Source organism: Fodinicola feengrottensis (assembly GCF_039530045.1).
GTDB classification, from domain to species: domain Bacteria; phylum Actinomycetota; class Actinomycetes; order Mycobacteriales; family HKI-0501; genus Fodinicola; species Fodinicola feengrottensis.
The window spans coordinates 1-12,000 of the sequence record NZ_BAAANY010000029.1; the positions used below are offsets into that span (position 1 = coordinate 1).

Below are 12,000 nucleotides of genomic sequence, written 5' to 3' on the forward strand. Positions count from 1 at the left end.
ATCGATCCTTGGGCACCCCGACATAATACCAAATAATCAGCCAACTTGAAATGTTATTTCATTCCAATTCCTAACGTGCTTTCCAGCGAACGCTGAGGTCCCGTAGCGCCACATCGACCGGTAGAGCTCGTTTCCATCACCAGGCTGTTCGATAAATCCGACTTTCGCACCCTCGTTCCGGTCGTAGGAAAGGTACGACTGATCGAGATGGTTGGCGTTGATCATCGACCAACCACCGACCACCGAGACAGACGGATCAATGTACACAGGAAAAACAGAGTCCGATCCGGTCAACAGCGTTTGACTCGGCGTGACCTCAACCGCGTTCGAGCTGACCGCCATTGGCATCGCCGCTTCATGCGAGTCCGCCGGCGGGGCATCAGCCGGGCTAGCATTCTGCCTGGTCATTCCCGGCACTCTGGCCGAGGCGCTGGCGCCGACGGAGTCCCACATCATCGGGGTCCCGGAGCCAAAGATCTCAGCGCCGCTGCCGTCGACCGCGGAGAAGGAATTCCCGTCGCCGTGAATGGTTACGCCGCCGACCGCAGTCGTGAACCTGACCTTCGCCAGCGCTGGGTTCGATGCCGCCTGACGGGTCTTAACCACGAGGACTTCGGAGAAACCGTCAGCCCCGAGCGAAGCTCGCAGGTCCACGTCAGGCAGGACATTCGGATAGGTTGCCGTGGCGCCGGACAGGACCGGCTGCGGAAGTGATCCATTCGGCCAGCTCAATGACAACGTCTTCGTTCCCTGAGCCAGCTTGACCAGCGCACCAGTGCCCCCTCCCGACAGCACCGCGCCGTACGGGGAAGCCGCTGGCACGACGGAACCGTTGGCGGCCGTCGTCAGCGTGAAGTCCAGGTCGCCCCAACTACCGTCCGCATGACGAGCACGTACGGGAGCCGCAGCCACCTGATCGGTGAGAGTTCCATCCGGGTTGGCGAAGGTCTGCGAAGTCGCGGTTGTCAGATCCGGAATCTCCACGGGCTGGCCGGTTTGCGCGGCCTTGGCGGCCGCCCGCGCTTTGCTTGTCGTAGGCGCCGGCGGCTGCGGCGCCGCCTGGGCCGTTTCAGCGCCAACGACCTGAAGTGCTGCACCAACCAACAGCAAGCTAACGAACAGGCTGAGTCGTCTTCGGTTACTTCGATGTTGCGGAGCGCGATTTCGGTGGACAGCGGAAAGCCGAGCAGTCGTCATCATTTCCCCGTTCGTTCAAAACCGTGTGCGACGCAAGCCGAGAGACTCAGGCCGCGAGGTTGCCGATCTCTTCGTCGCTGAGCACGCCACCAAAGGCGTAAACGCTGTCTATTGCTCCGTGGAAATAGTCACTGCCACGACCGGCTGTCTTGCCACCCGCGATCGCCCAAGTGGTCGACGGAAAGCGGAACAACGACCGACAGAGGTCGGCGCGGTCCGGGCTGACACCGACCTTCGCGCCGCCGTCGCGGCCGGTCGTCGCGTACGACTGATCCGGATGACGTTGGTTGATCATCGTCGAGACGATGGCCGCTTTGGGCATGGTGCTAGAAATGCGGTTGGTCATGTTCCCCGTTCCCCGTTCTGACCCCCACCAGCAGAGCGACGGTAACAGGTTGTTTTGAGAAAGACACCCCCCGTGCGATTATCGGCCCGGAATGTCCACGTATTCGCCCAAAGAAAGCAGGGATCTTTCGCCTAATCGGGGCACGACAACCAAGAACGCGCGAGTAAAAAATTACATGCAGAAGCTAGATCCAGCGATTACGTACGGCATAAAGGGCCAACTGGAATCGATTCGCCGCGCCGGTACGGGACATCAGTCCCTCCAGATAGCGGAACAGCGTTCGCCTGCTGACGCCGAGGCTGCGAGCAGCCTGTTCGTCGCCCATGCCAGCGGCGAGCAGGCCAAGCAGGCGGCGTTCGCTGGGCTGTAAGTACGGGCCGTTGGGTTCTCCTCGGAGGTCCAGGGGCAGCGCGGATCGCCAGCAGATCTCGAAAAGTCCGATGAGGGCGGACAGCAGACTGGATGGACGGATGAGCAGAGCCAGACGTCCGACATCGGCCTCTGGTTGGGAAAGGGCAACTACAGCACATTCGTCGTCGACGATCAAGAGTTTTGCCGGAAGTTCGGGAAGAGTGCGGGACTCCTCGCCGGCTTTGATGCAGGGACTGACATTTTCCGCGAGGTACGCCGACTCGACGAGCGCGGCTTTGGCATAGACCGCTCGATAGCGTACGCCCCGACCGAGGTTTTCCAGCTCGACGTCGTTGGCGTTCGAAACGGCGTAGTATGGCGGGGAGTCCAGGGCGCGGATCTCGGCACGGGCGCTTTTCTCCAGCTGGTGAATGCGATTGCGTACGGCCGGCGCCTCGATGACCTCGACCAGCTGGTCCGCACTGTCGCGCACCACCTCGCGGTGGAACTCGTCGTACGCGTTGACGGCGGCGATCCGGGCGCGGGCCAGCTCGGCTTCGCGGGAACGGATGAGCAGATCGAGGGCGGGCCCGGGGCGTACCGGAACAACGACCGCGGGATCATTCCCGACAAGACCTACTAATCCGCCTTCATTAAGAGAAGTAAAGGCCTTTTGTACGGCTTCTGCCGTATATCCGGTTAGTTGCGCGATTTGCTGGACGGCGGCGGTACCGATCAGCAGCAGATGCCCATAGATCTCCACCTCGGCGTCGGGCAGGCCGAGGGTCGCGAGATAGCGGGTTTGATCGGGAATCATCGACAACTCCAGGTACGCGCAGAGATGACACTTTAGTGCCAGTGACACTTCCGCGACACCGTTTTGCCAGGCCTGCTTGTACATATGTGTCACCCGTCGCGACATTCCGGCCGGTTTTAAGGCGGCGTTAAGGTCCATCCCCCAGGAGGCATCGTGCGTATCCTCAAGCGTGCTTTACCAGTTCTTTACGGAGCTGCGTTGGTAGTGACCTGCCTCGCAGCACCCGCACAAGCCGCTACGCCCACCGCGACCCCGTACTCCGCCAATGCCGTCTATTCCTGCAACCAGGCCACAAAAGCAGGCCAGAACACCTGCTTCGCGATCAAGCGTACGGACATCAAACAGCCGCAGGTCAACTCTCCACAGGTGTCCGGCTACGGCCCCACGCAACTGACGTCCGCTTACAAAATCACCGGCGGCAGCACCGCGACGGTCGGCATCATCGACGCGTACGACGACCCGAACGCCGAGTCGGACCTCGCGGCCTACCGGTCGAACTTCGGCCTGCCGGCCTGCACCACCGCGAACGGTTGTTTCAAGAAGGTCAACCAAAGCGGCCAGGCCAGCCCACTGCCGACCGGTGACACGGGTTGGGCCGGCGAAATCTCGCTGGACGTGGACATGGTGTCGGCGATCTGCCCGACCTGCCACATCCTGCTGGTGGAGGCGACCGACCCGTCGGACAACCTCTACACCGCGGTGGACACCGCCCGGACAATGGGCGCGAAATTCATCTCGATGAGCTGGGGCGGCGGGGATGACAGCACCGCACCGTCGTACGACTCGCAGTATTTCAACCACCCGGGCGTCGTCTACACCGCTTCCAGTGGTGACAGCGGCTACGGCGCGATCTACCCGTCGACCTCGCAGTACGTGACCTCGGTCGGTGGCACCTCGCTGAACACCTCCAGCAACACCCGCGGCTGGACCGAGTCGGCGTGGAACGGCGCGGGCAGCGGCTGCGCGGCCAGCGTCACCAAGCCGTCCTTCCAGAGCGGCATCTCGGCCTGCACCACGCGGGCGGACACCGACGTTTCCGCGGTGGCTGACCCGAACACCGGTCTCGCTGTTTACCAGACGTACGGCGGAAGTGGCTGGGCCGTCTACGGCGGAACCAGCGCGTCCTCGCCGATCATCGCGTCGGTTTACGCGCAGGCCGGCACCCCCGGCGCTTCGGACCGTCCGAACTCCTACCCGTACGCCCACACCGCGAACCTGTTCGATGTCACCTCCGGTTCCAACGGTTCCTGCTCGCCTTCGGTGCTCTGCACCGCCGGCGCTGGCTGGGACGGTCCGACCGGTCTTGGTACGCCGAACGGCACCGCGGCATTCGCCGCCGGCGGCGGCACCAACCCCGGACTTTCGGTTAACAACCCGGGAAACCAGACCAGCACCGTCGGTACGGCCGCCAGCCTGCAGCTGTCGGCAACCGGTGGCACCGCGCCGTACACCTGGACCGCGACCGGCCTGCCGACCGGCCTTTCGGTCAGCTCTTCCGGCGCGGTTTCCGGTACGCCCAGCGCCGCCGGCACGTCTAACGTGACGGTCACAGCGAAAGACGCCACCAACGCCACCGCCACCGCATCGTTCACCTGGGCGGTCAACCCCACCGGTGGCGGCGGATGTTCCAGCCCTGGCCAGAAACTCGGCAACCCGGGCTTCGAGACAGGTACGGCCGCCCCATGGACGGCTACCGCAGGCGTCATCTCCGCCGCTGGCAGTGAACCGTCGCACAGCGGCGGCTACCTGGCGTGGTTGGACGGTTATGGCAGCACTCACACCGACTCGGTGACGCAGTCGGTGGCCATTCCGGCCGGGTGTCACGCCTCGCTGACTTTCTACCTTCACATTGACACCGCCGAAACCACCACCTCGACGGCGTACGACAAGCTCACCGTCAAGGCGGGCTCGACCACGCTGGCGACCTACTCGAACCTGAACAAGGCCGCCGGTTACTCGCAGAAGTCCTTCGATGTCTCGGCGCTGGCCGGTCAGACCGTGACCATCAGCTTCTCCGGCACCGAGGACGGCAGCCTGCAGACCTCGTTCACGCTCGACGACACGGCACTCACCACGAGCTGACCTTCAGCTCCCTGACCGAAGGCCCCTTGCGTCTGCGAACCAACGCGCGCAAGGGGCCTTCACCCATTTCGCCCAACCGTTATCGTGGGATCTCCGAAGGAACGGGGGTCGTCGGTGCCGGCACTGGTAGGTCGCGATGCCGAGCGGCAGATGTTGTTGGCAGCGCTGGAAAGCGCGCGAGCTGCCAGCGGCCGGATCGTGCTGCTCTCGGGCGAGGCCGGCATCGGCAAGTCGCGGCTCGCCAGCGAAATTGCCGAGATCGCTGCCCAGAAGGGCAGTTTCGCCGTGCTCACCGGCCGCGGCCACCCACTGCACACCGGGCTCGCGTACGCACCGATAGTGGCGGCTCTGCGCCGGCACCTGACCTCGCTGCCTGACCGTGACGCCACCGAAATTCTGCGCGGGCTGGCGGACCTGAGCCGGTTACTGCCCGATTCCCGGTTGCCGCCCTGTGAGCCGCTCGGCGATCCGGAACTGGAACGCACCCGGATGTTCGAGGCGGTGGCCGACCTGATCGGCCGGCTCGCCGAGCGGACCGGAGTTTTCCTTTACGTCGACGATGTGCACTGGGCGGATCGCGGCACTGTGGAACTCCTGCATTTCATTGGACGAACGATCGCCGACCAGCGAGTGATGCTGCTGGCCACCTATCGCTCCGGCGAAGCCGAGGGTCCCCTGCGTGAGCTCGCGATGGCGGTCCGGCGCAACGATCCGGACGCCGAACTCATCCTGGCACCGCTGAGCGACACCGCGGTGGCGGACCTGACCCGCCAGCTGCTGGGCACCGATCCGACCGCCGAACTGCTGCGAAATGTGACCGTACGAGCCAAAGGCGTGCCGCTCTTCGTGACCGCGCTGGTCCACAGTGGACAGAGCCGGCTGCGGCCGGAGCGGCTGCCGGCGATCGTCCGCGATGTGGTGGTCGGCCGGCTGCATCGGTTGGCTGCCCGCGAACGCCGGCTGCTGGAAATCATCGCGGTGGCTGGCGACTCCGGCTCCGAGGACGTCCTTCACGAACTCTGGAGCGGCGACGATCTCGACCAAACACTACGGCAGCTCGTCATCGAGGGAATGATCGACGAGCAGGCGGGACGAATACTTTCCTACCGGGTAGCGCATCCGCTCTATGCCGAAGTCGCCTACGCCGAGCTCACGACCGCGCAAAGGCGCGCGCTGCACGCCGCACTGGCCACCGCCATCGACCGCTTGCACCCGGACGACGTGCTCAGCCTGGCCCCGCATTACCGCGCTGCCGGCGCCCTGGTCGATCCGGCCCGTACGATCGAAGTCCTCGCCAGCGCTGGAAAACGCGCGCTCCGGGTGGGCTCTGGCGACGAAGCGATGCGGTATTTGGAAGCCGCCATCGCGATTGCTCGCTCCACCGATGACGGCGCGAGGCTCGCGCCACTGCTGGGAGACCTGGCCCGCGCATACCAAGGACTCGGCAAGCTGGACGAGGCCGCGCGGGCCCTCGCCGATGGCGCGGCGGCCGCCGAAGAGCAGGGAGATTCCAGCCAACAGAGCCAACTCAGCTACCGGCTGGCCCTGCTTCGTTCCGAACGCGGTGGCTCGATCCCGAACACTTCGACGGTGGATCCGTTGGAGGTCTGGAAAACCGCTGACACCGTGCATATCTGGATGGTGGCCGATCTCCGGCACGGCACCTCCGACCAGTTGCGTGGCATCGCCGACAAAATGATCATCTTCGCCGAGCGAACGCCGTCAGCCGCCGCGCAGGCGGTCGGCTGCTCCGGCCGGGCCCTGCATGCCATGCTCGACGGTGACTACGAAATCGCGCTTCGGGCCGCTCGCGATGGCATGACTTTCGCCGTACAGGACGACAATCCGGTTGTCACCAGCGGAACCGCGCGATGGCTGTTCATGCTGTCGGTGCTCGCCGGTGACCTGGACACCGCGACCAAGTCCATCACCTTCGGCGACTCGCTGAACCAGATCCGTCTCGATTTGCCGTCGGCGGTTTCCTCGATCGCCGAAAGACTGGCACTCGTACATTATCTGGCCGGCGATCTGGAATCCGCGCTGGAAGAAAGCCAGCGCGGGCTCGACTACGCCAGGCGGACCGACATCAGCCGCTCCATCGGGCGCGGGCTTCGCATCCGGGCCTTTCTGCTCGCCGAACGAGGCGACCTCACTCAGGCCGGCAACTGCCTCAGCGAAGTCGCTGAGCGCTACCAGACCGACGAGAACCAGCTGGTCGCCTACTGGGAGCTTGCCGAGACCACGATCGCCCTGCAGTCTGGCCAGGCCAGCCGGACCGGGCCACTCACGTATCAGCGGCTGCGGTTCCTGCATGATCCAGTGGTTGGCTGCCTACGCTTGACGTTCGCCGGTTTCGCCGCGGTGGCAAGAAAAGACGTGGACAACGCGCGGGAGATCGCCGACTGGCTGCGAGAGCTGGGCCGGACCGCACCCTTTCCGCAGGCGTTGGCCGATCAGCAGCAAGCGCTCATGATGATCGCCGATGGCGAGCCGGACCAGGCCTGGCCGCTACTGACCTCCGCGGCGGATCGGTTGGCCGCCATGGGAATGCAGCTGCTTTCCGCGCAGGCCCGTCTGTCCGCTGCCGAGTCGGCGCCCACGGACGAGGAAGCCCGTCAGGCGGTGAAAATCTGCCTGGCCGTATTCGAACGGGCCGGCGCCGTCCCGTGGTTGGACCGCAGCCGCCAGTTGGCCCGAAAGCTCGGTCTACGAGCGCCGACCACGCGTAAAACCGGGGAATTGACCAAACGGGAAGCGCAAATTGCCCGGTTGGTCGGCGACGGCCTGTCCAATCGGGAGGTGGCGGCCCAGCTTTTTCTCAGCGAACGTACGGTCGAAACCCATTTGCGTAATATTTACGCATGGCTGGAACTGCCCTCCCGGTGGGCGCTGACCCGGTGGGCGAACGACCATCGGCCGGCGGGGTGACGGATTTACGTGCTGATACCTATACCGCCGCAGCACGGCCGGCCAGCAGGATGCCGGTTATGAAGCAGCAAACCCTCTCCGCGCGTACCGATGTCGTGGCGCCGGCCGGATTCTGGCGGCGCGACACCGCCCACGCACCGGTGGCGCGTACGCCGATGACCAACTCGATGATGGACGAGGCGCCGGCGATGCTGGCGGCCTGCGAGGATTTCGGCCTGCTGATCAACCTGCGCCTGGCCACCATCGGCGGCTGGTTCTATGGCTCCGTCGAACCGGTCGGCGCGCCGCCGGACCGGGCCGCGCCGCCAGCCTGGCTGCTGCCCTGGCTGCTGCGGCTCTCGCCGGCCGCCAGCAAGCGAATGCGGCGGTGCCGTGAGGTCGTACGAACCGATTACGCCGGCACTGTCACCCGTCAGTGGTACGAGCGGTCCCGGCCTGACTTCCAGCACCGGATCGACCAGCTGCTGGCCACCGACCTGTCCACTGTGGACGATCGCGAGCTGGTCCAGCGACTGCATGACGCACGGCAGCTTTGCACGGACGGTGCCCGGGAACATTTCCGGGTGGTGATGGCCTATATGTACGGTGTCGCCGAACTCGGGCTGACCTGTCAGAAGCTGTTGGGATGGGACCAGTTTCGGGCAATGCGGCTGGTGGCCGGGCTGTCCGCCAAGTCCACCGAGCCGAGCCGGGCACTGTCCACTTTGGCCGGTCAGCGGGGCGAGGCCGGCTTCACCGAGTCGGTGAAGGATTTTCAGCGCTCGTACGGCTTTCGAGCGGTGGTCATCGAGTTGGCCGAACCCACCCTGGCCGAGGTCCCCGGCCTGCTGACAGCTCTGCTCCGCGACGAGACCAACCTGCGGCACAGTGACCATGACAAAGCTTTGGCACAGGAGCGGGAAAAAGTCGCCAACCAGGCCCGGGCTGCCTTGTCCGGCGCCAACCTCGCCACTTTTGAGGCGGCTCTTGGCCGCGCGGTGAAGGCTTATCCGCTCCGCGAGGACAATGTCTTCTACACTATCGACGGTCCGGTCGGGGTAGCCCGCACGGTGGTGCTCGAAGCCGGCCGCCGGCTGGTCGAGGCGGGCCACCTGGAGTCCGTCGATGACGTGTTCTTCGTCGAGGTGGACGAGGCGGCCGAGGCGCTCTCCAGCGGTCGCGATCTTCGCCCCAGCGCCACCGAAAACCGGAACCGACACCAGGTGGCCCTGGATAATCCAGGCCCACCGTCGTACGGCCGGGATCCTGGGCCGCCCCCTTCCAGCCGCTGGCTGCCGCCGGCCATTCGCGAGATGACCGATCGGATGCAGTGGGGTGTCGAGCAGATTCTTGAGCAGCAGAGCAGCGGCCGCATGAAAGCCGAGGCGGCCGACCTGCTGACCGGAGTGGCCGCGTCCAAAGGCAGCTACCGCGGGAAAGTGCGGCTGATCCAGAGCGAGGCCGACTTCGACCGGCTGGTGTCCGGCGAGGTACTGGTCTGCCCGTCCACCCGGCCCAGCTGGTCGGTGCTCTTTCCGTTAGTCGGCGCCATTGTCACCGATTCCGGTGGCGCGCTCTCGCATCCCGCGATCATCGCACGGGAATACCAGATCCCGGCCGTGGTCGCCACTGGCTGCGCGACGAAGGTCCTCCGCGACGGGCAGCTGGTGACGGTCGACGGCGACCGCGGAATCGTCGAGATCGAGGCAGCGCAATGAATTCCGCGTTGTTCAACCTCAACGCCGCGGCCGCTCGGCTCGCCACTTTCTCCGCCGCCGTCCAGTTGGGCCTCTTGGACGCGATCGACCGGGAGCCCGCCACCGCGACCGAGCTGGCCAGCCGATGCGGTGCCAACGCCAAAGGCGTGCGGTTGTTGCTGGCCGCACTGGTCGCCGAAGAAATCGTCACCGAACTTCCGGGCGGGCGTTACCAACCAACCGAGCCGGGCATGGCGTCGCTACATCCGGTGTTGCCGATGTGGGACCACCTCACCGAAACCGTCCGCACCGGCGTACCAGCGGTGGACATGGACACCCCCGACACCGCCACCGAAATGTATCCGCAGGTGGTGACTTCGCTGGCCGCCATGTGGCTGGAGGCGGCGGACCGGGCCGCCGTTATTCTGCCGCCGGCCAGCAGCATTCTGGACGTCGGAGCCGGCGCTGCGCCGTGGAGCATCGCGCTGGCCCGGGAAAACCCGGAAAGTCAGGTCACCGCGCTCGACCTGCCGGCGGTCCTGGTGAGCACTCGCCGGGCGGTTTCGGCCGCGGGCCTGGTCGGCCAGTTCACTTTCCTGCCAGCGAATGTCTTTCACGATCCGCTGCCGGAATGCTCGTACGACCTGATCGTGCTCGGCCAGTTCTGCCACCTTTTCGACGCGGCCACCTGCGCAGACCTGATTAGCCGGCTCAGCCAGCTGCTGAATCCGGGCGGCCAGCTGGCCATCATGGACGGCGTCCCCGGCCGCCCCGGCGCGGCCGTCTACGAACTTTCCCTCTATCTGAGGACCAAAGAAGGGGCTCTTCACCCACTCGCCGAGTACGAGCGATGGCTGCGCGATGCTGGCCTCACAACAAAAACTCCGGTCGACATCAATGCCGAACCAGCCATCATGCTCATAACAGGCGACAACCAGAACACCCCCACGGGAGGAAATCCACACCGCACTCGCTAACCCTTGCCGAATACTGCCCGTACCGGCACGATTACCCTCGTTGTCCGCGGCGAAGGGAGTTGGCTGATGTCCGCTCGAAAAGTGACCGTGGTGGTGGGTGTGCTGGCGCTGGCGGCCGGGATGCTGGCCGCGGTGCCGGCGGCCGCCGGCGCTGGGAAACCCACCGCGATCGTGTCGATGGGTGACAGTTACATCTCCGGCGAGGCGGCCGGCTCGTACGAACCGGGCACCGACCAGAGTGGCGACTTCTGCCACCGCTCCACGAAATCCGAGATCCACCGGACCAGCATCGCTGCCAACAAGCAAATCAACCTGGCCTGTTCCGGTGCCAGCACGGCGAATGTCGCGCTCGGCGGCACCCCACAAAACGGCGAGGCTCCGCAAGCCGAGCGGTTGCGCGCGGTCGCCCGCGACAACCAGGTCAAGCTGATCGTGCTGTCCATCGGTGGAAATGACGTGGGTTTCGGCTCGATCGTGCTGGACTGCATCAAGGCCTTCTTCAAACTTTCCGGCCGTTGCCAGGATTCCTGGGCGAGCAAGCTGCCGCCGGCGCTGTCCGCCGCGGCCCCGAAAATCGCCCACAATCTCGCGGATATTCGTACGGTCATGCGAGCGGCCGGCTATGCGGACTCCGACTACCAGCTGGTTCTGCAGTCATATCCGTCCGCGGTGACCGGCGACAACCGCTATTCCTTCACCAAGCCCTTCCAGGGCTGTCCGGTCCGCGACGACGACGCCAACTGGGCGAAGCTGAACGCGGTCGCACAGTTCTCGTCGACCATGGCCGCGGTGGCACGGTCGTCTGGTGTCCGGTTCATGGACCTGTCCCAAGCCTTTTACGGCCGTGAGGTCTGCGCCAAAGGCATCGACCACTCGCAGGAATGGGCCAACGGCATCACCATCGACCTCACCGAGCTGCGCAACGGCCTCGGCGGGCAGATTGTCCAACAAACCCTGCACCCGAACGCCAGCGGCCACACCGAATTCGGTCTCTGCCTGACGAGCTTCTACCAGCTCACCGCGGCCGCGGCCCGGTGCGTACGCGGCTCCAACGGCAACCTGGGAGCGGTCGCGATGTCGCTGGCCACCCTCGCCGCACCGACGGCCTCCCGTACGTATCCAGTGATCTTCGAGCCGGCGCCGGTCACCGACCGGAGTCTCGCCTTCCGGCTGGAGGCTCAGCAGCATCAATAAGGGCTGGTGGGTGAGTGTTTCCACACTCACCCACCACAACCCGGATTTACCTGCTAGAGTTCTCCTCAGTTGAAGTGCAGTTCACGTACGTCTTGACGCCCGCGAGTTGTAGTCGCGGGCGTTTCGTCGTTTCTGGGGCTGGTGAACACGTCAACGAGGTCACCCATAAGGTGTGGGTGCCCACAGTCTTAGAAGGAGACGGCTTTTCATGGTTCAAGGCTCAGTGAAGTGGTTCAACGCCGAAAAAGGCTTCGGATTCATCGCCCCCGATGACAACTCGGCCGATGTTTTCGTGCACTACTCGGCGATCGCCAGCGACGGCTACCGTTCGCTGGATGAGAACCAGCGGGTCGAGTTCGAGGTGACCCAGGGCCAGAAGGGCCCGCAGGCCGAGCAGGTCCGCGCTATCTGATTCACCACCGATGGCCGCGA

The 12,000-nt window shown here is 65.0% G+C and carries 9 protein-coding genes; 6 read left to right on the forward strand and 3 right to left on the reverse strand.

All coding sequences use genetic code 11. The features are described from left to right. Positions 1 to 36: 36 nt before the first annotated feature. From ABD301_RS30360 to ABD301_RS30370, 3 genes are all read right to left on the reverse strand, one after another. The gene (locus ABD301_RS30360; RefSeq protein WP_344313723.1) at positions 37 to 1,197 is read right to left on the reverse strand and encodes a hypothetical protein; all 1,161 of its coding nucleotides are present in this window, start codon (positions 1,195 to 1,197) and stop codon (positions 37 to 39) included. A 46-nt stretch (positions 1,198 to 1,243) separates the two neighbouring features. Then, positions 1,244 to 1,543 (reverse strand): LamG domain-containing protein, encoded by a 300-nt coding sequence (locus tag ABD301_RS30365; RefSeq protein ID WP_163572930.1) that lies wholly within the window; start codon positions 1,541 to 1,543, stop codon positions 1,244 to 1,246. 184 nt (positions 1,544 to 1,727) lie between these two features. Further along, the gene (locus ABD301_RS30370; RefSeq protein ID WP_344313724.1) at positions 1,728 to 2,711 is read right to left on the reverse strand and encodes a helix-turn-helix transcriptional regulator; all 984 of its coding nucleotides are present in this window, start codon (positions 2,709 to 2,711) and stop codon (positions 1,728 to 1,730) included. Positions 2,712 to 2,864: 153 nt separating this feature from the next. On the opposite strand from ABD301_RS30370, the gene ABD301_RS30375 reads away from it, so the two are divergent. The 6 genes from ABD301_RS30375 (at position 2,865) to cspE (ending at position 11,980) form a co-directional block, all read left to right on the forward strand. Continuing rightward, positions 2,865 to 4,793, forward strand: a complete 1,929-nt coding sequence (locus tag ABD301_RS30375; RefSeq protein WP_279582793.1) for a putative Ig domain-containing protein — start codon at positions 2,865 to 2,867, stop codon at positions 4,791 to 4,793. A 114-nt stretch (positions 4,794 to 4,907) separates the two neighbouring features. Next, positions 4,908 to 7,721: an ATP-binding protein gene (locus ABD301_RS30380; protein ID WP_344313725.1), complete on the forward strand. Its 2,814-nt coding sequence runs from the start codon at positions 4,908 to 4,910 to the stop codon at positions 7,719 to 7,721. Positions 7,722 to 7,780: 59 nt separating this feature from the next. Beyond that, positions 7,781 to 9,418, forward strand: a complete 1,638-nt coding sequence (locus ABD301_RS30385; protein WP_344313726.1) for a PEP-utilizing enzyme — start codon at positions 7,781 to 7,783, stop codon at positions 9,416 to 9,418. Beyond that, complete coding sequence (locus ABD301_RS30390) at positions 9,415 to 10,374, forward strand: methyltransferase (protein WP_344313727.1); 960 nt, start codon at positions 9,415 to 9,417, stop codon at positions 10,372 to 10,374. The genes ABD301_RS30385 and ABD301_RS30390 overlap by 4 nt, the downstream gene beginning before the upstream one ends. A gap of 66 nt (positions 10,375 to 10,440) precedes the next feature. Then, a complete protein-coding gene (locus tag ABD301_RS30395) occupies positions 10,441 to 11,568 on the forward strand; it encodes a GDSL-type esterase/lipase family protein (RefSeq protein ID WP_344313728.1) in 1,128 nt (375 codons plus the stop codon). 208 nt (positions 11,569 to 11,776) lie between these two features. Then, the gene (cspE, locus tag ABD301_RS30400; protein WP_163572923.1) at positions 11,777 to 11,980 is read left to right on the forward strand and encodes a transcription antiterminator/RNA stability regulator CspE; all 204 of its coding nucleotides are present in this window, start codon (positions 11,777 to 11,779) and stop codon (positions 11,978 to 11,980) included. Positions 11,981 to 12,000 lie beyond the last annotated feature (20 nt).

Coding starts and splice junctions, on each gene's coding strand:
- ABD301_RS30360 (WP_344313723.1), bottom strand. CDS start 1,197: ATGACGACTGCTCGGCTTTCCGCTGTCCACCGAAATCGCGCTCCGCAA.
- ABD301_RS30365 (WP_163572930.1), bottom strand. CDS start 1,543: ATGACCAACCGCATTTCTAGCACCATGCCCAAAGCGGCCATCGTCTCG.
- ABD301_RS30370 (WP_344313724.1), bottom strand. CDS start 2,711: ATGATTCCCGATCAAACCCGCTATCTCGCGACCCTCGGCCTGCCCGAC.
- ABD301_RS30385 (WP_344313726.1), top strand. CDS start 7,781: ATGAAGCAGCAAACCCTCTCCGCGCGTACCGATGTCGTGGCGCCGGCC.
- ABD301_RS30390 (WP_344313727.1), top strand. CDS start 9,415: ATGAATTCCGCGTTGTTCAACCTCAACGCCGCGGCCGCTCGGCTCGCC.
- ABD301_RS30395 (WP_344313728.1), top strand. CDS start 10,441: ATGTCCGCTCGAAAAGTGACCGTGGTGGTGGGTGTGCTGGCGCTGGCG.
- cspE (WP_163572923.1), top strand. CDS start 11,777: ATGGTTCAAGGCTCAGTGAAGTGGTTCAACGCCGAAAAAGGCTTCGGA.